At 61.8% G+C, this 21,607-nt stretch carries 16 protein-coding genes and 1 tRNA gene; 7 read left to right on the forward strand and 10 right to left on the reverse strand.

Annotation, left to right across the window (positions count from 1 at the left end):
• Nucleotides 1-75: 75 nt before the first annotated feature.
• The 4 genes from E5E97_RS11235 to E5E97_RS11250 form a co-directional block, all read right to left on the reverse strand.
• Complete coding sequence (locus E5E97_RS11235; protein ID WP_017408465.1) at nucleotides 76-591, reverse strand: FidL-like protein; 516 nt, start codon at nucleotides 589-591, stop codon at nucleotides 76-78.
• On the reverse strand, nucleotides 591-1,400 hold the full coding sequence (locus tag E5E97_RS11240; RefSeq protein ID WP_118881653.1) for a winged helix-turn-helix domain-containing protein: 810 nt from the start codon (nucleotides 1,398-1,400) through the stop codon (nucleotides 591-593). The genes E5E97_RS11235 and E5E97_RS11240 overlap by 1 nt, the downstream gene beginning before the upstream one ends.
• Nucleotides 1,401-1,421: 21 nt before the next feature.
• Entirely contained in the window at nucleotides 1,422-1,994 is a 573-nt protein-coding gene (locus tag E5E97_RS11245; protein ID WP_016350031.1) for a TetR/AcrR family transcriptional regulator, read from the reverse strand.
• Nucleotides 1,995-2,409: 415 nt separating this feature from the next.
• On the reverse strand, nucleotides 2,410-3,324 hold the full coding sequence (locus tag E5E97_RS11250; protein WP_118881652.1) for a LysR family transcriptional regulator: 915 nt from the start codon (nucleotides 3,322-3,324) through the stop codon (nucleotides 2,410-2,412).
• A 148-nt stretch (nucleotides 3,325-3,472) separates the two neighbouring features.
• On the opposite strand from E5E97_RS11250, the gene fdhD reads away from it, so the two are divergent.
• Nucleotides 3,473-4,270 (forward strand): formate dehydrogenase accessory sulfurtransferase FdhD, encoded by a 798-nt coding sequence (gene fdhD / locus E5E97_RS11255; protein WP_162902001.1) that lies wholly within the window; start codon nucleotides 3,473-3,475, stop codon nucleotides 4,268-4,270.
• Nucleotides 4,257-6,545, forward strand: coding sequence for an FdhF/YdeP family oxidoreductase (locus E5E97_RS11260; RefSeq protein WP_118881650.1), 2,289 nt, complete (start codon nucleotides 4,257-4,259; stop codon nucleotides 6,543-6,545). Before fdhD ends, E5E97_RS11260 begins: the two co-directional genes overlap by 14 nt.
• A 108-nt stretch (nucleotides 6,546-6,653) precedes the next feature.
• Here the strand turns inward: E5E97_RS11260 and E5E97_RS11265 are convergent.
• Together E5E97_RS11265 and E5E97_RS11270 are read right to left on the reverse strand one after the other, a co-directional pair.
• A tRNA-Thr gene (locus E5E97_RS11265) sits at nucleotides 6,654-6,729 on the reverse strand.
• Nucleotides 6,730-6,814: 85 nt separating this feature from the next.
• Nucleotides 6,815-7,555 (reverse strand): phosphatase, encoded by a 741-nt coding sequence (locus tag E5E97_RS11270; RefSeq protein WP_045529497.1) that lies wholly within the window; start codon nucleotides 7,553-7,555, stop codon nucleotides 6,815-6,817.
• 468 nt (nucleotides 7,556-8,023) lie between these two features.
• Here E5E97_RS11270 and E5E97_RS11275 point away from each other — a divergent pair, with 468 nt between their 5' ends.
• The 4 genes from E5E97_RS11275 (at nucleotide 8,024) to E5E97_RS11290 (ending at nucleotide 15,345) form a co-directional block, all read left to right on the forward strand.
• On the forward strand, nucleotides 8,024-8,677 hold the full coding sequence (locus E5E97_RS11275) for a TetR/AcrR family transcriptional regulator (protein ID WP_011705252.1): 654 nt from the start codon (nucleotides 8,024-8,026) through the stop codon (nucleotides 8,675-8,677).
• A 48-nt stretch (nucleotides 8,678-8,725) separates the two neighbouring features.
• On the forward strand, nucleotides 8,726-11,050 hold the full coding sequence (locus tag E5E97_RS11280; protein WP_168755062.1) for an acyl-CoA dehydrogenase: 2,325 nt from the start codon (nucleotides 8,726-8,728) through the stop codon (nucleotides 11,048-11,050).
• A gap of 170 nt (nucleotides 11,051-11,220) precedes the next feature.
• Nucleotides 11,221-14,283 carry an efflux RND transporter permease subunit gene (locus tag E5E97_RS11285; RefSeq protein WP_171280270.1) on the forward strand — a complete coding sequence of 1,021 codons (3,063 nt, stop codon included), beginning with the start codon at nucleotides 11,221-11,223 and terminating at the stop codon, nucleotides 14,281-14,283.
• Between the two features lie 15 nt (nucleotides 14,284-14,298).
• Nucleotides 14,299-15,345, forward strand: coding sequence for an efflux RND transporter periplasmic adaptor subunit (locus tag E5E97_RS11290; protein ID WP_017408448.1), 1,047 nt, complete (start codon nucleotides 14,299-14,301; stop codon nucleotides 15,343-15,345).
• A 64-nt stretch (nucleotides 15,346-15,409) separates the two neighbouring features.
• On the opposite strand, the gene pyk is transcribed toward E5E97_RS11290, so the two are convergent.
• Both pyk and E5E97_RS11300 read right to left on the reverse strand, forming a co-directional pair.
• On the reverse strand, nucleotides 15,410-16,849 hold the full coding sequence (gene pyk, locus E5E97_RS11295; protein ID WP_060388857.1) for a pyruvate kinase: 1,440 nt from the start codon (nucleotides 16,847-16,849) through the stop codon (nucleotides 15,410-15,412).
• Nucleotides 16,850-17,012: 163 nt separating this feature from the next.
• Nucleotides 17,013-17,867 (reverse strand): MurR/RpiR family transcriptional regulator, encoded by an 855-nt coding sequence (locus E5E97_RS11300; protein WP_005298732.1) that lies wholly within the window; start codon nucleotides 17,865-17,867, stop codon nucleotides 17,013-17,015.
• Nucleotides 17,868-18,216: 349 nt separating this feature from the next.
• On the opposite strand from E5E97_RS11300, the gene glk reads away from it, so the two are divergent.
• On the forward strand, nucleotides 18,217-19,185 hold the full coding sequence (glk, locus tag E5E97_RS11305; protein ID WP_011705258.1) for a glucokinase: 969 nt from the start codon (nucleotides 18,217-18,219) through the stop codon (nucleotides 19,183-19,185).
• Between the two features lie 302 nt (nucleotides 19,186-19,487).
• Here glk and E5E97_RS11310 read toward each other — a convergent pair whose 3' ends face one another.
• Together E5E97_RS11310 and E5E97_RS11315 are read right to left on the reverse strand one after the other, a co-directional pair.
• Complete coding sequence (locus E5E97_RS11310) at nucleotides 19,488-20,870, reverse strand: ATP-binding protein (protein WP_029301488.1); 1,383 nt, start codon at nucleotides 20,868-20,870, stop codon at nucleotides 19,488-19,490.
• On the reverse strand, nucleotides 20,870-21,544 hold the full coding sequence (locus tag E5E97_RS11315; protein WP_043160091.1) for a response regulator: 675 nt from the start codon (nucleotides 21,542-21,544) through the stop codon (nucleotides 20,870-20,872). The genes E5E97_RS11310 and E5E97_RS11315 overlap by 1 nt, the downstream gene beginning before the upstream one ends.
• Nucleotides 21,545-21,607 lie beyond the last annotated feature (63 nt).

Raw genomic sequence — 21,607 nt, forward strand, 5'->3', positions numbered from 1 at the left:
GGTCAGGTTGTGGGGGCTGGGCGATATGTGCGCGTCATCGGCGCTTGGGTCGGGATCGCTGCCGTATTGCCGGGACTAGTTCAGTTCGCTGCCGGATTTGAGGGTGCAGATCCAGAGCGGCGAGTTGATGGAGCTCAGCAGTATGGCCTGCTGATTGAGTCGCTGGGCACTCAGAAACAGCCCATCGTGACTGTCGGACATCTCGCGCATGAAGTAGTCGAAGATGACGTCCGGCGACTGATCGATGGAGGAGGCGCTCGCTTCCCATTTGTTGATGCGGTACTGACGCTCGGTGGCGGAGACCCGGTTGCTGCTGTAGGTAAACGTGACGTAGCGCTGGAGATAGAGCCAGCCTGCGGCCGAATCGGTATAGCCTTCAACCACCATGGAGCCTTTCCCCTGGCGGCCGAAATTGAAGTGGATGTTGCCGTTGACGTTCTCTTTGTTCATGTCCTCAAAGCGCATGATGCCTTTGGTGGCGCAGCTCATGACACCATCATTTTCGCTGGGCAGCTGGTAGCAGGCATAGAGTGCCGCGGCGAGGAACAGGGTGCAGGAGAAGAGAAAGAAGGGACGCGGCGCAAGTCTCATCACGGCTTCCAGGAGTAGTAGAAATAGTTGTCGCAATAGCTGAACGGGTTGTCTTCGTGCATGGCGCAGTGGGCCAGAAATACCCGACCCAGGCCGTTGGTTTCCAGTCTGTCCCCGTAGAAAAACAAAAAACGCTCGCCCGGTTTGCAGCTGATGTTCAAACGCTGGCGCACCTGCTCGAAATGCTCACCGTAGGTCGTGGCGCTGACCGAGCGCAGCATCTCGTCGCTGGCCAGCAATTCACACTGGCTGTTGGGGATCCCGGTCAGGGTGACGGGGCGCGGCTCACGGCCATTCAAGAGACCAAATGCCACCAGCATGAGGGCAAACGCGAGCATGCAGCCCCCCGCGATGTACCAGCAGATGCCGCGTGAACGGGGGGTGAGGGGAAGTGGCCATTCGGCAGGGTCGAATGCCGGCTCGGCGGCGGCCACCGTGGAGGGCGAAGGCACTATTTCAATGGACGGTGCAGGCGCATTTTCAATAGGCTCGATAATGACCTCGGGATTGAGCTGCAAATAACCGCGCGACACAGTGACAATGATATTGTCGATATCGTAGTGGCGAAAAGCCTTGCGCAATATGCTCAAGTATTGGTTGAGGTTGCTGTTTGATGAGGTTAATCCGTTATCGTCCCAGACTTTTTTAAGCACCTCTTCGCGGCTGACTATCCCGGTATTTCGCAAGAAAAAATAAAACAGCGCATTTGCGGTGATGGATAATTGGCTGTCCGGCTCAACGCTTTCCCGCTGAGTCAGGGAACCATCGGTCGCGTCATAAATGAAGCGGGCATTGATGTGGTAGCGCATCTCGGCCTCAATCCATCAGCTTCACGTGGGGAGCGTCATATTATGCAGGGTCTTGACCAGCGCCTGACGGTGCTCGGTGCTCATGGTGCGCCCTTCGGTCAATTCCGATAGCCAGATGCCGTCTGCGGCATAACGCACCAGGGTGCCGATATGGCCATTATCCAGCTCATCCCCTTGCGCCAGATGCGCCAGCATCCAGTCACGCCAGCATTGTCGCAGCACCGGCTCGTCCGGCATGGCCAGCGAGAGCACCATCAGCTGGCGGCTCTCCTGGGTGTCCGTCAATTCAGGAGCAGAGAGATAGTGCAGGTAAGCACGGGTAAAGCGGCCGTAGGCGGTCTTGTCTGCCGCCATCAGTGCTGAGATGGCCTCTTCCATGATGGCCAGCAGGCGCGCAAACAGGGCAAAGATCAGCGCCTGCTTGTTGGGGAAGTGGTGCAGTAAGCCCCCCTTGCTCACCCCGGCCTCAAAGGCAACGGCGTTCAACGACAGGGCGGCGATACCGTCCCGGCCGGCGATGGTGGCGGCCGACTCCAGCAGTTGTCGATAAAGACGTACAGGGTCTTTTTTTCTATGTTGGGTTTCGATGTTCATGGCCCAATCATACCGACCAGACGGTATGTTCATTCTTGATCGCCATCAATATGAGGAAATGGGGAACGGGAGGAAAAGTCGTTATTGTGTGGTGCTTCACAAATAACCTTTAAATAAATATGAAAGCGTCGCTTTAAATATTTAAATTGGATTTGTTTGAGAACTTCACTTGTCGGTGAATCACGACTTTTTTATCTCCTGGTTAAAGTCGTTCTCAATGAGGAATAACTATTTCAAGGGGTCGGGATAGGGATTAAGTTGTCATTTATTTACCTCATTACAGCAATCATTTCCCTGAGTGTCTATCTCTTGTTGTTAACCAATGAACGGTTGTTTTTTAGCGGGAAGGTATATATTTCTGCCACCTTTGATCATGGCAGAAATATAAAAAAGTAGTGTGCTTGTTGGCGTCACCTTATTTTTCTAGGGGGGCGTCTGCCTCTTGCACCAGCTCGAGGAAGGCGCGCATGGCGGGGGTGATGCTGTGCTGGCGGGTGATGAAGGCGGTATGGCCGATGTCGCGTTGCGGCGCCAGCGGCAGGCAGACCAGATCCGAGAGCTTGCTGGCGGATCGGGCGAGGCCGGCACTGACGATGGCCCAGCCCAGCCGGTGGCGCACGGCACTCACCAGGTGAAACAGGGAGTCGGTTTCCAGCACCACGTCAAGCCGGATGCCGGCCCGCTCGGCGGCGCGGTCCAGATACTTGCGAAACTGCATGGTACGGCTGGGCAGTACCAGCGGCCGCTGCTGCAGTGCCGTCAGGGTCAGCTCATCGCCGGGGAGGTGCTGATCCGCCTCGTCGCGGTTCATCAGCACCGCCATCTGGTTGTTGCCCTGGGGATAGAGGTGGAAGGTCTGTCTGGCGGCGCCGGTGAGCGGCTCGTCAAACCCCAGCCCAATATCGCACTGATGCAGCTCCAGCTGTGATAGCAGGGCTTCGTTGCTGAGCACCGACAGGCGAATGACGATGTCGGGATAGCGCTGCTTGCAGCGGGCGATGAGCGGCATGATGTCGACATTGGACTGGGGCACGATGCCGATACGCAGGGTGCCGGATAGCTCGCCCTGAAACAGCGCCAGCTCCTGCTTGAGCGCTTCCTGCTCCAGCAGCATCCGCTCGGCATACTGGCGCACCAGCTCGCCCGCTTCGGTGAGAGCGACAAACTGGCTGGTACGCACCACCAGGTCGGTGCCGAGGTTTTTCTCCAGTGCCGTGATGCTGGCTGAGAGGGTCGGCTGGGTGATGTGGCAGGCCTTGGCCGCTCTGGCAAAATGCTGGTGTTTGGCCAGTTCGTGGAAATAGTGCAGCTGCTTGATGTTCATGATCATTCGGGAGGCGAGGATGAATCTAAAAATTAATCAATTGAAAAAACGCCGTCAATAGAACAACCCTATTGCCATATAGATTTATTTCATTGGTTTTGCGTCAGTTGCCTCTCTAAACTTGAATGCAGTTTGCATTTTTAGGCCAACCTGCATGCCTGCCCATTCTCCCGTCGCAACCCCCGCCAACTTGCCGTCACTGGATCATCTGGTGGAGGAGGTGGCCGTCGCCATCAACATCAATGGCATCAACCACGCGGTGATGATGGCGACCCCGGACGATCTCGACGACTTTGCCGTCGGTTTCCTGTTTGGCGAGGGGATCATCCGGCACAACCACGAGGTCCACGACATCCAGGTTGGGTCGGCCGAGCAGGGGATGGTGCTGGACATCACCATCGCCAACCGTTCCCTGGCTGCTCTGGCCCAGCACAAGCGCCGGCTGACTGGGGCGACCGGTTGCGGTATCTGCGGCGTGGTGGCGGTGGAGCAGGCGCTGCCCGCATTGCCGGAGCTGCCGCTGACGCCACCGCTGGATGGAGCCTTGCTGGCGGGGTTGCGTGCGCAGATCGCCCAGTGGCAGCTCAAGGGGCAGCAGCACGGCGCCCTGCATGCGGCGCTGGCGCTGGATGCCGAGGGGCGGATCCTGCACTGCCGGGAAGATATCGGGCGCCACAATGCCCTCGACAAGCTGATCGGCCTGCTGCTGCGTCAGCACAGTGCGTGCGACACCCTGGTGGTGACCAGCCGCTGCGGCAGCGAGCTGGTGCAAAAAGCCGCCCGCTTCGGCGCCCGTCATCTTATCTGCCTGGCATCGCCCAGCCAGCTGGCGGTCAGGCTGGCCCTCAAATACAACCTCAACGTCGTTCATATTCCCAAGTTTGATGCCCCGGTCAGCTATTCGAGCTATCGCCCGGCGGATCCCATCGGAGAGTGCCATGAGTCATATTGAAAAGCCCGCCAAAGCCGGCGGTTTTTCGTCCCTGCAATCCACCATGAAGCAGGTGTTGCGCAGCCAGAAGACCCGTCAGAACATCAAAAACCTGCTGCGGGTCAACCAGACCGACGGTTTCGACTGCCCGGGTTGTGCCTGGGGTGACAACGACCACGGCACCTTCCAGTTTTGTGAAAACGGCGCCAAGGCGGTGGCCTGGGAATCTACCGGCAAGACGGTAGGGGCCGAGTTTTTCGCCGCCCACTCGGTGCGCCAGCTGGCCACCCAGAGCGACTACTGGCTCGAGTATCAGGGGCGGCTGAGCGAGCCGATGCGCTACAACCCGGCGACCGATCACTACGAGCCAACAAGCTGGGACGACGCCTTTACCCTGATCGCCGATACCCTCAAGGGGTTGAATAGCCCGGACGAGGTGGAGTTTTACACCTCGGGGCGTGCCAGCAACGAAGCTTCTTATCTTTATCAGCTGTTTGGCCGCCTGTTTGGCACCAACAACTTCCCCGACTGCTCCAACATGTGCCATGAGGCGAGCGGGGTAGCGCTGATCCAGTCGGTCGGCATCGGCAAGGGGACTGTGGTGCTGGATGACTTCGACCAGGCCGATGCGGTGTTTGTCTATGGCCAGAATCCGGGCACCAACCACCCACGCATGATGAATGCCCTGCGCCAGGCGGCGCGCGGCGGCTGCAAGATCGTCAGCTTCAACAACTTGAAAGAGGTGGCGCTGGAGCGTTTTGCCAGCCCGCAGAGCCCGCTGGAGCTGCTGACCCCGGCAGCCACCACCATCAGCCACCAGTATCTGACGCCGAAACTGGGTGGCGACATGGCCGCCATCCGTGGCATGGCCAAGTACATCCTGGAAGAGGCGCCAGAGGCGGTGGATCGCGACTTTATCGCCCGCCATACCCGCCACTTTGCCGAGTACGAGGCGCAGGTGCGTGCCACCGACTGGGCGGCGATCGAGCAGCAATCCGGCCTGACTCGCGCCGATATCGTGCAGGCCGCCCGGGTGTTTGCCACCAGCCAGCGCATCATCAGCTGCTGGGCCATGGGGGTGACCCAGCATCTGCACTCGGTCGATACCATCCGTGAAATCGTCAACCTGCACCTGATGCGCGGCCAGATTGGCAAGCCGGGGGCGGGGCTCTGTCCGGTTCGGGGCCACAGCAACGTGCAGGGCAACCGCACCATGGGGATCAACGAAAAGCCCACCGCCGCCTTTATCGACCGGCTCGAGCGTCACCTGCAGGTGAGCCTGCCACGGGCTCGTGGTCACAATGTTTACGAAGCGCTCAAGGCGCTGGACGAGGGCAAGAGCAAGGTGCTCATCTGCCTGGGTGGCAACCTGGCGGCAGCGGCGCCCGATACCGACTTCACTTACGGGGCGATGAAAAGGGCTGAGCTCAACGTGCAGATCAGCACCAAGCTCAACCGCAGCCATCTGCAGGTGGGCAAGGCGGCGCTGATCCTGCCCTGTCTCGGCCGTACCGAGCTCGATATCCAGCGCAGCGGCAACCAGAAGATCACGGTGGAGGACACCTTCAGCATGGTGCACGCCTCGACCGGTGCGGCCGAGTCGGTGTCGCCACTCTGCCTCTCCGAGACCGACATAGTCGCGCGGATGGCTCATGCTACCGTAGGCAGCGAGCGGGTCGACTGGCTGGCCCTGCGCGATGACTATGGCCGCATCCGCGATCTCATCGAGCAGACCATCGCCGGTTTCACCGATTTCAATGCCCGCATCCAGCAGCCGTGCGGTTTTCACCTCGATAACTCCGCGGCGCTGCTGACCTGGAATACCGCCAGCGGTCAGGCCGAGTTTCGTGCCAGCACCCTGCCGCAATCAGTGCTGCCGGAGTGTACCCGCCATGCCGAGCAGATGGCGGATCAGCCGGTACTGCTGCTGCAGAGCCTGCGCTCTCACGATCAGTACAACACCACCATCTACGGCATGGATGACCGCTATCGCGGCATCAAGGGCCAACGCAACGTGGTGTTCATGAACGAGGCGGATGCTCGCCAGCTTGGCTTTGCCGAAGGGGATCGGGTCGACATGGCGGCCATCTGCAACGACGGGCGCGAACGCAGCGTGACCGGTTTTGTGGTGGTGATATACGAGATCCCGCGTGGCAACATCGCGGCCTACTATCCGGAGACCAACCCGCTGGTGCCCATCGACAGCATAGGGGCGGGCTCTTTCACCCCGACCTCCAAGTCCATCCCGGTGCTGGTGACCGCCTCCCGTCAACAGGACAATCTGTTGCTGCTATGAACCGGGCGATTTGCAGGCTTGAGCCGGTTCAAGCCTGCCAGCCCAATGCAGCAGAGCCCGGACACCCTATAAACAACAACGCCGCATAAGATATGCGGCGTGCGTGATTGGTGCCGGTAAGAGGAGTTGAACCCCCGACCTTCGCATTACGAATGCGCTGCTCTACCAACTGAGCTATACCGGCGTGCCACTAGATTCCCGAAAACAGCGGGGCAAGTCAATGAGCTGCACTCAGTTTTATGAGTGAGCTCATGGAGTTACGGTCAATGTCAGAGGTCGACGAACTCCGGAATATGGGCCCGGCCGCGGCTTTCGAGAAAATCGAGCAGCGCACGGGGGGAGCGCGCCAGGATCCGCTCTGCCGGGAAGCCGGCCTCGGTGACCAGTCGGTGGCAGTGCTCGAAATCCCCGAGGCTGAAGGCCACGTGGGAGTCGGAGCCGAAGGTGAGGTAGGCACCCATGTCCCGCGCCGCCTCGACGATGGCGCGGCAGTTGCCTTCACTGCCCGGGCGGGAGTGGCTGAAGGAGGAGTTGTTGAGTTCCAGCGCCACCCGATATTCTGCCGCTGCCTTGACCACGGCCTGGATATCGATGGGGAAGGCGGGATTGCCGGGGTGGCTTATCATGTCGACCCGGCCGCTCTTGATGGCGTTGATCATGGCCTGGGTGTGGGTGGCCTGGTCGCAGGGGGGGAACACCGGCTCGTGAAAGCCCGCCATGATCATGTCGAGCCGCGACTCGTAGCGTTCGGGGAAGTCGATCTCGCCATCGATGTTCTTGATGTTGGCTTCGATGCCGCGCAGGATGCCGACCCCGTCGACCACCCGTGGCAACACGTGCAGATTGACGAAGTGCCAGAAGTGGGGGGCGTCCGCCATGTCGGGGCCATGATCCGTGGTGGCGAACAGCTTGATCCCCTTTGCCTTGGCGATGGGCAGGTAGTCGTGAATGGTGCTGTAGGCGTGGGTGCTGGCGACGGTGTGGGTGTGGGTATCGACCGTGTACTTCATCTTATCTTCCCCTCTGGCGTGAGGCGCCAGCATAGCAAAGGCGGCGGGTCGAGACCATGTCGTGGCTTGTCATACTTTGTCACAAATTGGGGACTGGCTGACAAAGTTTGAACACGCTTGGCGGTCATGATGGCGTCATCGATGAAAGCCTGAACTCGCATCGATGGGTTGGATCAGGATGGTGCAACCTCATTTCCCCGCCGTCGCGCCCTGCGACGGTTTTTTTTGCCTGTTTGCCAGCGCGCTGAACGGTTACTGGGCAAAAAAATGCCCAACTAGCATGGAGCAGGTTGGGCGAGACTTAATGTTTAATTGCAGTGGCATAGATATAGAGTCCGATTCGTCCGTGAAGTTCCCGCCTTGTTCCCCATTTTCAACAAAAACATTTCACTAACACCCGTTCACATTCTCTTGACACAAAAGGTTGTGAAACGTACTTTTTAAACATTCGTTTAAGTGAGGTGTCCTGTGAGTAAAATCGATACCAAAAACCGCATTCTCGATGCCGCTGAGGTGTTGTTTGCCGAACGGGGGTTCGCCGATACCTCTTTGCGTCTGATCACCAGCGAGGCCGATGTCAACCTGGCCTCGGTGAACTACCACTTCGGCTCCAAGAAGGAGCTGATCCAGGCGGTGCTCGATCGCTATCTGAGCCTGTTTATGCCCGAGCTGGATGCACGCCTGCATACCCTGATGGCGCAGGAGCAGCTGACCCTGCTGCAGGTGTTCGAGAGCTTCGTCGACCCGCTGATGAAGCTGGTGGCTGTGCGCACCAACGGCCCGGCCATCTTCATGCAACTGCTTGGTCGCGGCTACATCGACAGTCAGGGTCACCTGCGCCGCTTCATCACTGCCCACTACGGCCCCATTTTGCAGCGGATCACCCAGGCCATCTCCAAGGCCAACCCGGCCTTGTCGCCGGCGGATCTGTTCTGGCGGCTGCACTTCACCCTGGGCACCGTCGTGTTCACCATGGCCTCGGCCGATGCGCTGCGCGACATCGCCCAGGCCGATTTCGGCCAGCAGCTCGATGTGGAGGGGCTGGTACGCAACGTCATTCCTTATCTGGCGTCCGGTGTCGGGGCGCCCGTGGAGTCGACCAGGCTCTCCCTGGCCGTGTAACAACCAACAATAAATCAACGGAAACAGTGAAATAGAAGGAACTTGAGTATGATCACATTGCTTATCCTGCTGGTGCTGGCGATAGCCGTCGTGCTCGGCGTGCCCTCCATCCGTAAAAAGGTGGTCACCCGCCCGGTGTTCGGCATCTTCAAGAAGATACTGCCGCCCTTGTCGGCCACCGAGCGGGAGGCCATGGAAGCCGGCTCCGTCTGGTGGGATGGGGAGCTGTTTCGCGGCAACCCCGACTGGAAAAAACTGCACGGCTACGGTAAAGCTGAGCTGACCGCCGAGGAGCAGGCCTTCATCGACAACCAGGTCGAAACCCTGCTCGCCATGGTCGACGACTTCAAGATCGTCAACGAAACCAAAGACCTGCCGGAGCCGGTCTGGGACTATCTGAAGAAGGAAGGCTTCTTCTCCCTGATCATCCCGAAATCCTACGGCGGCCGTGAATTCTCGGCGATCGCCAACTCCACCATCGTCACCCGCATTGCCACCAAGAGCCTGAGCGTGGCGGTCACCGTCATGGTGCCGAACTCCCTTGGCCCGGGCGAGCTGCTGATGCACTACGGCACCCAGGCCCAGAAGGACTTCTGGCTGCCGGGGCTGGCCAACGGCAAAGAGGTGCCCTGCTTCGCCCTGACCGGGCCGGAAGCAGGCTCCGATGCCGGCGCCATCCCGGACAAGGGGATCGTCTGCAAGGGGATGCACAAGGGTGAAGAGGTGCTGGGTATTCGCCTCAACTGGAACAAGCGTTACATCACCCTGGCCCCCCGTGCCACCGTGCTGGGGCTGGCGTTCAAACTCTATGACCCGGAAAAACTGCTGGGTGACAAGGAAGAGCTCGGCATCACCTGCGCGCTCATCCCCACCAGCCACCCCGGCGTGCGCGTCGGCGATCGCCACTACCCCATGGGGCTGGCGTTCCTGAACGGCCCGACCTTCGGCAAGGATGTGTTCATTCCGCTCGACTGGATCATCGGCGGCCCGGATTACGCCGGCCGTGGCTGGCGCATGCTGGTGGAGTGCCTCTCCGCCGGTCGCGGCATCTCGCTGCCAGCTCTGGGTACCGCCTGCGGTCACATGGCGAGCCGTACCGTGGGCGCCTACTCCTATGTGCGCAAGCAGTTCGGCATGTCCATCGGCAAGTTTGAAGGGGTGCAAGAGGCGCTGGCCCGTATCGGCGGTCTCACCTATCAGCTGGAAGGGGCCCGCCGCATGACCGCAGGTTCCCTGGACTTGGGTCAGGCTCCGGCCATCGTCACCGCGATTTCCAAGTACCACATGACCGAAATGGCGCGCCAGATCATGGATGACTCCATGGACATCCACGCCGGCCGTGCCATCCAGCTGGGCCCGAAAAACTACACCGGCTACGCCTACATGGGCATTCCGGTGGCCATCACGGTGGAAGGGGCCAACATCCTGACCCGCAACCTGATGATCTTCGGGCAAGGTGCCACCCGCTGCCACCCGTACGTGTTTGCCGAGCTGGAAGCGGCGGCCGATACCGATGTGGAGCGCGGTCTCGAGAAGTTTGACGCCCTGTTGCTGAAGCACATCGCCTTTGGTGCCGGCAACTTCTTCGGTTCCCTGTTTCAGGGGCTGACCCTGGGCCAGTTCAACAGCGCGCCGGTGGCTGGCGAAACTGCCCGCTACTACAAGCAGCTCTCTCGCATGAGTAAAGGGCTGGCGCTGTGCGCCGACGTCTCCATGCTGATGCTGGGTGGCGATCTCAAGCGCAAGGAGATGATCTCCGCCCGTCTGGGTGACGTGCTGAGCCACCTCTACCTGGCCTCCGCCACCCTCAAGCACTACGAGGATCAGGGCCGCATGGTCTCCGATCTGCCGTTCGTGCAGTACGCGGTGGAGCGCAACCTCTACCTGATTGGCAAGGCGTTCGAGGGCTTCTTCCAGAACTTCCCGAACAAGGTGGTGGGTGCCGTGCTCAAGCGGGTGGTGTTCCCGTTCGGCGTCGGTTACAAGATGCCGGCAGACGATCGCTGCCACGCCATCTGTCTGGCCATGATGAAGCCGGGCGAGTTCCGCGACCGTCTGACCGCTCTCTGCTACGTCGGCAAGGACGAGGCGGACCCGGTCGGTCTGATGGAGCGTGCCTTCCAGGCCATGGTCGCAGTGCAGCCCTACGAGAAGAAACTGGTGCAGGCCCAGAAAGAGGGCAAGCTGCCCCGCAAACTGGCGCTGCCGGAGCTGGTCGCCGCAGCCCTGTCCCAATCTATCCTGAGCAAGGACGAAGCGGACAAGCTGCTGGCCGCCGATGCTCTGCGCTACGAGGCGATCCAGGTGGACAACTTCGCCCCGGGCGAGCTGGAGGGGTTATCCCAGCAAAATCCGGTGGTGCACGCCGCCTGAGAGAGCACTCACTCCTGAACCTGAAACCGGCCGTCATGGCCGGTTTTTTTGTTTGTTAACCCTGCATTTACAACCTCGATTAATTCCAGTTTAATGCAATGGCCCCTCACCCTTGGGGCAGGAAGCAAGGCCAGCGGAATGGCCGACAACAACAAACTCAGGAAGAGTGAATGAATCTCGCCAAAACGGCGATCGAACGCCCCATCTGGGTGGCGGTTTCGATCGTGCTGATTTTTCTGCTGGGCCTGCTCAGCATCCGGGGGCTGCCGATCCAGCTGTTTCCCGACATTGATCGTCCGCACCTCAACATCTCGGTGGATTGGCGCTCGGCCTCGCCCCAGGAGATGGAGTCGGAGATAACCGACCCCATCGAGCAGGAGATGCAGGGGGTGCAGGGGCTCAAGAACCTCACCAGCAACAGCTTCCCCGGTTTCACTGAAATCGACCTGGAGTTTGCCCTCGGCACCGACATGCAGCGGGCCCAGCTCGACGTCATCTCCCGTCTGAACCGGGTCTCCGGTCTGCCGGACAAGATTGGCGGCCCCTACGTCAACAACTACAGCAGCAACGACACCCTCACCTTCTTCTTCATCCAGCAGCTGCCCGGTGCCAAGGGGCAGATCGACGATCACCAGGCGCTGATCGAGGCGCGGGTCAAGCCGGAGCTGGAGCGGATCACCGGGGTATCGACGGTCGACATCGAGGGGATCAACGAGCGCCAGATCCAGATCCGTTTCGACCCTTACCGCGCCGCCGAGCTGGGGGTGGAGATCCCGGTACTGGCCAGTCGGGCCAGCACCGGCTGGGACGTCTCCGCCGGCACCCTCGACATTGGCCGCTGGGAGTACAAGCTGCGCTTTGCCGGCCGCTACGACGTGGCGACCCTGGGGGACAAGGTGGTGGACTGGCGCGACGGCCTGCCCATCTACCTGCGGGATGTGGCCGAGGTCAGGTTGGCCCGGGAGGAGAACCCGGTACTGCGCATCCAGAACGGCAACACCGCCATCGCGGCCCAAATCTTCAAGGAGAGCGGTGCCAACGCTCTGGCGGCGCTGGAGGCCATCAAACTCAAGGTGGGCGAGCTCAACCGCGAGGTGTTGGAGCCGGTCGGGCTGCACATGGAGCAGTCGTTCGACGCCTCCCTCTACATCAACCGGGCGGTGGGCATGGTGACCGCCAACCTGGGGCTCGGCGTGCTGCTCTCCTGCGCCATCCTCTGGGTCTTTCTGCGCCAGCTCAAGGCGACCCTGATGATCGCGATCGCCATTCCCATCAGCATCATGCTCACCTTCTGCCTGCTCAAGGTGCTGGGGCGGACCCTCAACGTCATCTCGCTGGCGGGGATCGCCTTTGCGGTGGGCATGGTGCTCGATGCCGCCATCGTGGTGCTGGAGAGCATCTATCGGCGCCACGAGCGGGGGGATCTGAGCAAGGCGGAGGCGGCGCTGGACGGCACCAGCCGGGTGTGGACCGCCCTGGTGGCCTCCACCCTGACCACGGTCGCCATCTTCCTACCGGTGCTGCTGCTCAACGACGTGGAGGGGCAGCTGTTTGCCGATCTGGCGCTGACCATTGCCTGCGCGGTGACCGTCTCCATGCTGGTGGCGGTCACCGTGCTGCCGGCGGTGGCGGCGCGCTGGATGGGGCGTGAGCGGTTGATCGATCCCTATGAGGGGCTGTGGCAGGGGACTACCCGACGGGTGATCCGCTGGACCGGCACCCCCCGCCAGCGCTGGACCGTCATCACCCTGATGATGAGTCTGCCGGCGCTGGCCACCTGGGCTCTGTTGCCGAAGATGGACTATCTGCCGGACGTTAAGCGCGATGCGGTGGATGTCTGGATGAACTTCACCCCGGGCTTCAACCTGCAGGCCCAGCGCGAGGAGGTGATCGACACCCTGATCGCCCGTCTCGCCCCCTACATGAAGGGGGAGCGGGAGCCGGCCCTCAAGAACTACTACATCCTGCGCTACCCGGGCGGCGCCCAGATCGGGGTGCGGCCGAAAGAGGAGGAGCAGATCAAGGTGCTGGAGCAGCTGTTGATGAAGCAGCTGCTGGTGGGGATCCCCGACACCCAGGTGTTTGGCGGCCAGGGGTCGCTGTTCGGCGGCTTTGACAGCGAGAACGGCATCTCCCTGCTGCTGCAGGGGGGCGATCTGGCCGAGCTCTACCAGGCGGCGCGGGCCGCCATGGCCATCGTCAAACAGGATCTGCCGGGCGCTCAGGTGAGGCCGCAGCCGGATCTCGATTTCACCGCCCCCGAGCTGCGGCTGGTGCCGCAGGACAGGCGTCTGGCCGAGGTGGGTTGGGATCGCACCCCCATGCCCGCCATCATCCAGACCTTCGGCGACGGGCTGCGGGTCGGCGAGTATTTCGATGGGGAGGAGCGGCTCGACATCATGCTGATGGGGCAGACCTCGGCCAACCCGGACGAGCTCAAGGCGGTGCCACTGGCGACGCCGTCCGGGCGCATCGTGCCGCTTGGCGAGTTGCTGCGGGTGGAGCACGACATGGGGCCGGCCAGCATCTTTCGGGCCGATGGCCGGCGCAGCATCAGCCTGCAGATCTCGCCCCCGGCGGGGATGAGCATGGAGCAGGTGCTCGATACTCTGCAGAGCAAAAGCTTTGCCGCCATCCGGCCACTGCTGCCTGCCGGCGGCGAGCTGCGGGTCTCTGGCAATGCCGACAGCCTGCAGCAGGCGCTGGGCAACCTGGGGGCCATCTTCCTGTTTGCGGTGATGATCCTGCTGATCCTGTTGTGGGGGGTCTTTGCCTCCCTCAAGGATGCCGTGCTGGTGCTGCTGACCCTGCCGCTTGCCACCGTCGGCGGCGTGCTGGCACTGCACCTGAGCGGGCTGCTGGTGCCGCTGCCGATGGATCTGCTGACCATCATCGGCTTCGTCATTCTGCTGGGGTTGGTGGTCAACAACGCCATCCTGCTGGTGCATCAGACCCGCACCGCGGAGCGGGAGGGGATGAGCCGCCAGCTGGCGGTGGCCGATGCCCTGCAAAGCCGGATGCGGCCCATCGCCATGACCAGCCTCACCAGCATCTTCGGCATGCTGCCGTTGATGCTGAGCCCGAGCGAGGGCAGTGAAATCTACCGGGGGCTGGCCACCGTCATCGTCGGCGGCATGAGCTGTAGCACCCTGTTTACCCTGATCCTGTTGCCCGCCTTCCTGCGCCTGGGAGAGCGGGCTGAACCACCGCTCGCCCTGCGCCAGCGGGCCTGAGCAAGGAGTTCATCGATGACACACGGTTTTACAAGGATGGTAGTGGGCGCGGCGCTGCTGGCGGGGGGCGTGTTCCCCGCGCTGGCCCAGGGCAAGATGGTGACCCTGGCGGACGTGACCCGGGGGGAGGCGGCGGCCAGTATCTGGGTCAGCGGCACGGTGGCGAGCCGCCAGCAGGCGGCGCTCAGCGCCGAGGTGAGCGGCCGGGTGGAGTGGATTGCCGAGTTCGGTAGCCGGGTCAGCAAGGGGGATGAGCTGCTGCGCCTCGACAGTGCGGCGCTGCGGCTCTCGCTGGAGCAGGCCCAGGCCGAGCAGGCCAAGTGGGAGAGCAACGTGCGTTTCGCCCGCGCCGAGTTTGGCCGGCTGGCGACGCTGCACCGCCAGAAGAGCACCTCCCAGAGCCAGTATGACAAGGCGCGCTACGACGTGGAGCAGGCTGAACTGGCCGAGCGGCTGGCGCGGGTACAGGTGCGCCAGATTGAGGAGCAGCTGCGCAGAAGCCACATCTTCGCGCCGTTCGACGGGGTGGTGAACAACCACTTCATTCAGCCGGGGGAGCATGTGGATGCTGGCGAGCAGGCGTTGGAGCTGGTCAATCCCGATCAACCCGACATCCGGCTGCAGGCCCCCATCGTCTGGGCCGGCCAGCTGGCGCCCCAGACCCGGTTGCGGGTGGAGGGGGAGCAGCTCAGCGGTCACGGTGTCTATTACCAGCGGGCGGCGAGCGCCGATCCTAAGTCGCGCCTCATCGAGCTGCGCCTCAAGCCCGAAGCGGGCCGCTTCATCATCGGCTCGCCGGTGCGGGTGGCGCTGCCGCTGGCGGAGCAGCAGACCATGCTGCTGCCGCGCGATGCCCTGGTGCTCAACACCGAGGGGAGCGTGGTCTATCAGGTGGAGCAGCGCGGCGAGGAGCTGACGGTGAACCGGGTACCGGTGACCGTGCTGTTTGGCGACAGCCGGCAGGTGGCGGTGAGCGGAGCGCTCAAGCAGGGTGACAGGGTGGTGGTACGCGGTGCCGGCAGCCTGCAGGACGGCGACAAGGTCGAACTGTTTCGCGGCTGAGGCGGCGATTTCGCCATAAAAAACGGCTCCCGCGGGAGCCGTTTTCGGTGCCGGTGAAGGGCGATTACTCGACCATCATCACCTTGCAGGTGTTGGTACTGCCGACGGTTTCCATCTTGTCGCCGTGGGTCAGCAATACCATGTCACCGCTTTGCAGCAGCCCCTTGGCCTTGAGCACGTCCAGCGCGTCGCGGCACACTTCGTAGACCGGCTTGGTCTCGTCGCCGTCGAACAGCACCGGGGTGACGCCGCGGTAGAGGTTGGTCCAGGCCAGGGTCTTGTTGTGCGGTGACATGGCGAAGATCGGCAGGCCGGAGCTGATGCGGGACATCAGCAGCGGGGTGGTGCCCGATTCGGTCAGCGCCACGATCGCCTTGACCCCTTCCAGGTGGTTGGCCGCATACATGGTGGACATGGCGACGGCCTCTTCCACCGAGGTGAAGGTGTAGCTCATGCGGTGGTTGGAGACGTTCAGGCTCGGATGCTTCTCGGCACCGACGCAGACGCTGGCCATGGAGGTGACGGTCTCGATGGGGAACTGGCCGGCGGCGGTCTCGGCGGAGAGCATCACCGCATCGGTACCGTCCAGCACGGCGTTGGCCACGTCCATCACTTCGGCACGGGTCGGCAGCGGCGCGTTGATCATCGACTCCATCATCTGGGTAGCGGTGATGACGACACGGTTCAGGCGACGGGAGTGGCGAATGAGCTTCTTCTGCACGCCGACCAGCTCGGGATCGCCGATTTCGACGCCCAGATCACCACGCGCCACCATGACGGCATCGGAGCCGAGGATGATGTCTTCCATCGCCTCGTCGGTGGCGACGGTTTCGGCGCGCTCGACCTTGGCCACGATCTTGGCGTTGGAGCCAGCTTCACGGGCCAGCTCGCGGGCGTAGCGCAGGTCATCGCCGCAACGGGGGAAGGAGACGGCCAGGTAGTCCACATTCATGCGGGCGGCGGTCTTGATGTCTTCCTTGTCCTTCTCGGTCAGGGCCGGGGCGGAGAGGCCGCCACCCTTCTTGTTGATGCCCTTGTTGTTGGAGAGCGGACCGGCCACGGTGACCGTGGTGTGGATGCGGGTGCCTTCGACCTGCTCCACCTTTAGCTGCACGCGACCGTCGTCCAGCAGCAGGATGTCGCCGGCGATCACGTCGCTCGGCAGGCTCTTGTAGTCGATGCCGACCTGCTCCTGGCAGCCTTCACCCTTGCCGAGGGCGGCATCGAGGATGAACTTGTCGCCGACGGCCAGATAGATCTTGCCGTCCTTGAAGGTGGAAACGCGGATCTTGGGGCCCTGCAGGTCGCCCATGATGGCGACGTGACGACCCAGCTTGGCGGCGATGTCACGCACCTGGTTGGCGCGCAGGATGTGGTCTTCAGCAGTGCCGTGGGAGAAGTTCATCCGCACCATGTCGGCGCCGGCACGGATGATCCCCTCGAGGATCCCTTCGCGATCGGTGGCCGGACCGAGTGTGGTTACAATCTTTGTACGTCTTGGCATGAAAGACTCCAGTTTTGAAGTTGATATGACTTGAGATACTGCCCCGTCAAGCGCATGACCCATTGCACCCGCTTGCAAGCCATCTGGGTGGCTTTTGTTACTAAATTACAATACTACACCAAGGAAGGTGGCAGAGACAGCTGGGGGCCGAGGCCCCCGCTGCTTACGAAGAGTGGGGTGTATCAAAGCGGGATTCGCGCAAACCTTCTTTGACTTTCTTCAGGTTTTCGCGAAATTTCATGCCGCGGCGCAGGGTGAAACCGGTCGCCAGCACGTCCACCAGGGCGAGCTGGGCGATGCGGGAGGCCATCGGCATGTAGACGTCGGTGTCTTCCGGCACGTCCATGGAGAGCACCAGGTTGCACTCGCGCGCCAGCGGGGAATCCTTGGCGGTCATGCCGATGACGGTGGCGTCGTTCTCGCGGGCCAGCGCGGCAATCTCTACCAGCGCCTTGGTGCGGCCGGTGTGGGAGATGAGCACCACCACGTCCCCTTCGCTGCTGTTGATGCAGCTCATGCGCATCATGACGATGTCATCGAAGCTCACTACCGGGATGTTGAAGCGGAAGAACTTGTTCTGGGCATCGCGGGCGACGGCGGAGGAGGCGCCGAGGCCAAAGAAGCTGATCTTCTTGGACTGGGTCAGGATATCGACGCAGCGATTGATGGCGGAGATGTCCAGGCTGTTCTTGGCGGCATCGAGGCAGGCCATGGTGGATTCGAAGATCTTGGCGGTATAGGTATCGGGCCCGTCTTCCGCCTCCACGTGGCGGTTCACATAGGGCGTGCCGTTGGCCAGGCTCTGGGCCAGATGCAGTTTGAAATCGGGAAAGCCTTTGGTATCGAGACGGCGGCAGAAACGGTTGACGGTCGGCTCGCTGACGTCAGCCATCTTGGCGAGGGTGGCGATACTGGAGTGGATGGCCGTCTGCGGGGAGGCCAGGATGACCTCGGCGACTTTACGCTCTGATTTACTGAAACTTTCCAAATTATTAGTAATTTTATCAAGGGTATTCATCATCACCACCAGGCGTTTTTGTAATTTAGCTTCAGTGTCTTTGCACTAAATTCATGGCTAAGCAGGTTTCCAATCAACTTGATGACTATACAAGACAAGCTCTTATCGAAACTAATCTCGGCCCTGCAAAGTATGACTCATGTCTAATTATTTCGTTGTTTTGGTTACAAACTTCCAGTCATTCCGTGAAAGCGCTTACAAATGTTGCAAAGCAACAACACTGTGAGCGGGCGCACAGTTGCACCCATCAAACGCGCCGCAAGGGGAGGGGCTCGGGTAGAATTGGCACCAAATAATAAGTGCGGGACGGTAACGGCCGCCCCGACCCCAGTAACGAAGGAGTTGTTTTATGCAGCATACCCATGCGCTGGTCGGCGACGTAGGCGGCACCAATGCCCGGTTGGCCCTGTGCGAGCTGGCAACCGGCACCATTTCCCAGGCCAAGACCTATTCCGGGCTGGCCCATCCCAGTCTGGAAGCCGTGGTTCGCCTCTATCTGGATGAGCACAAGGTGCAGGTGGGCGAAGCCTGCATCGCCATCGCCTGCCCCATCAATGGCGACTGGGTCGCCATGACCAACCACAGCTGGGAGTTTTCCATCAGCGAGATGCAGGCCAATCTGGGCCTGAGCCGGTTGCAGGTGATCAACGATTTTACCGCTGTCTCCATGGCGGTGCCGGTGCTGGACGCGGCTGACTGCATCCAGCTGGGGGGCGCGGCGCCGGTGGCCGGCAAGCCCATTGCCATCTACGGGGCCGGCACCGGCCTTGGCGTCGCCCACCTGGTGCACACCGGCGAGCAGTGGCTGAGTCTGCCAGGCGAGGGTGGCCACGTGGACTTTGCCGCCAACAGCGAAGAAGAGGATGCGGTGCTGCAGGTGATGCGCGCCGAGCTGGGCCACGTCTCGGCCGAGCGGCTGCTCTCCGGTCCCGGCCTCGTCAACATCTACCGTGGGCTGGTGAAATCCGACGGCCGCGAGCCGCAGGCGTTCGAACCCAAGGACATCACCGAGCGTGCGCTGGCGGGCGAGTGCCTGGATTGCCGCCGTACCTTGAGCCTGTTCTGCGTGCTGATGGGCCGCTTTGCCGGCAACCTGGCGCTCAACATGGGCACCTTCGGCGGCGTCTACATCGCTGGCGGCATAGTGCCGCGCTTTCAGGAGTTCTTCATCGGCTCGGGCTTTCGGGTGGCCTTCGAAGACAAGGGGCGTTTCAAATCCTACCTCAAGGATATCCCCGTCTTCCTCATCACCCACGAGGGGCCGGGTCTGCTCGGTGCCGGCGCCTATCTGCGCCAGTCGCTCGGCATCAAGTTATAAGCAGGCGGCTTGCCGGGGGACGGATCAGCCATGGTTCAGCCTTGATTCAGTGACCATGGCGTAGAGTGTCTACACGTACTCAAGAAGGCAGGGCTCCATAAGGAGTTGGGACTTGTCTTCATCCGCTGGGTGCGTTTGTCACCTGACAAGCCTGAACTGTTTCACCGGCCCTCGCGGCCGGTTTTTTTATGCCTGCGGGTTACCGGCTGGATGGGGATGTCGTCCTCTGCGAAAGGATGAGCCTGCGCCGCAATGCACTGCGCCTGCCGGGTGGCGGGCGCAGTGCATGGGCAGGGATGGGCTCAGGGCAGGTCGAGGGTAAAGCGGGCGCCCCCGAGCGGGGATTCATCCACCATGATCTGGCCGCCGTAGCTGTGCACGATTTCGGTGACCACCGCCAGCCCGATGCCCTGGCCGGGGGAGCTGTCGGCGCGCACCCCGCGCTGGAAGATCTGCTGCGACTTGCCGGGGTCGATGCCGGGGCCGTCGTCCTCGATTTCGATCCGCAGCCGGTCTAGCCGGCGGCTCACCGTTACCTTGATCTCGCTGATGGCGAACTTGAAGGCGTTATCGAGCAGGTTGCCCATCAGTTCCATCAGGTCTCCCTGTTCGCCGGCGAAGAAGACGTCGTCATCGAACTTGAAGCGGGTCTGCAGCTTCTTGTGGCGATAGACCTTGGCGAGGCTGGCCAGCAGCTTCTCGATGAGGGGCACCGGCTCGGTGCCCTTGCTGGCGAGGCGCTTGCGGCCGGTGACGGCGCGGCGCAGCTGGTACTGGATGATCTGATCCATGGTCAGGATCTGCTCATTGATGTTGTCGTGGATGTCGCGCCCCAGCTTGACCTCCTGCGCCGTCATCTGGATCAGCGCCAGCCGGGTTTTCAGGCTGTGGGCCAGATCGTTGAGGGCGTGCTGGTAGCGCTGGGTCTGCTGGCGTTCGTTCTCCAGCAGCTGGTTGACCGACTCGGTCAGCGGCGTCAGTTCCCGCTCATAGTCGTTGGAGAGCGCCTCCCGCTTGCCGGCCCGGATTTCGTCCATCTGGCGCGCCATGGTGCGCAGGGAGCCCAGGCTCCAGAAACTGGTGAGCAGCAGCAGGGCGCCGAGCAGGGAGTAGGCGAGCAGGGCCTGGCGGATGCACTGGTAGAGGTAATCGCGGGTCTGGGCCAGATAGCGCTTGGCCGAATCGACCATCACCACGTAATAGGTGGTGGGGCCGTCGCCGTGATTGCGCAAAAAGCGCAGGCTGTAGATGAAGTAGCTCTCGCCGTTCTTGATGGTGTGGCGCTTGAAGAAGTAGTCCTGATCCAGCCCGCCCAGATACTTCATCAGATCCTGGCAGATGGTGTCCCTGGCCTGGATCACCTCCGGCATGTGCATGCTGGACCAGCTCAGCTGGCCGTCGGCCCGGCAGATCAGGGTATCCAGATTGGGGTCGACGGCATCCGGGGTGATCCGGCCCAGATCCGTGGTGGCATGGGCGTCCGGCAGCTTGGAGGAGAACAGCTTGGAGAGGTTCTCCTGCATGCGGGTGCTGGCCTTCTGAGCCTGCTCCTCGGTGTGACCCAGATAGAGGATGTAGACCGAGAAGGCCATGATGAGCGCGATGACCAGCATGGCGCTCAGCATCAGCTTGATGTGCAGCGAGCGGCGGATGAAGCGCATGGGGCGCAGCAGACGAGAGTCCATCAGTTGCACGACAGGTTGAAGATGTAACCCTGGCGGCGGATGGTGGAGATGGGCTGGATGATCCCCTCCGGATCCAGCTTCTTGCGCAGCCGGCTCACCATCACCTCGATGGTGTTGGGGTCCCCCTCGCCGTCGCCGTAGAGCTGGTCCAGCAGCTGCTGCTTGGAGACCACCTGGCGGGCGTTGCGCATCAGGTATTCGAGGATCAGGTATTCAAAGCTGGTGAGCACCACCGGGGTGCCGGCGATGGTCAGCTCCTTGCGGGAGAGATCCAGCTCGTAGTCGCCGGCCTTGACCCTGGGGGAGATGAAGCCGGCGCTGCGGCGCACCAGGGCGTTGAGGCGGGCCAGCAGCTCGTCCTTCTGGAACGGCTTGACCAGGTAGTCGTCCGCCCCGGCTTCCAGCCCTTCCACCTTGTCCTGCCAGTTGCCACGCGCGGTCAATACGATGATGGGGAAGGGGATCTGCTGCTCGCGCAGCTGGCGGATGAGCTGCAGGCCGTCCATGTCCGGCAGGCCCAGATCGATGATGGCCACGTCGATGGGATAGTCGGCGGCGTAATGCAGTGCCACCTGGGCGCTGTCGGTGCTGTGTACCTGATTCTGGGCTTCGGTCAGCAGGGTGCTGAGATGGTGATTGAGCAGCTTGTCGTCTTCGACCAACAATATTTTCATAAGGTGCGCGATCATGGGGATCCAGGCTGTCAATTAGAGGGCTTATGACGGGGAGAGTCAATC

Source organism: Aeromonas sp. 2692-1, from assembly GCF_013085505.1.
GTDB lineage: Bacteria > Pseudomonadota > Gammaproteobacteria > Enterobacterales > Aeromonadaceae > Aeromonas > Aeromonas hydrophila.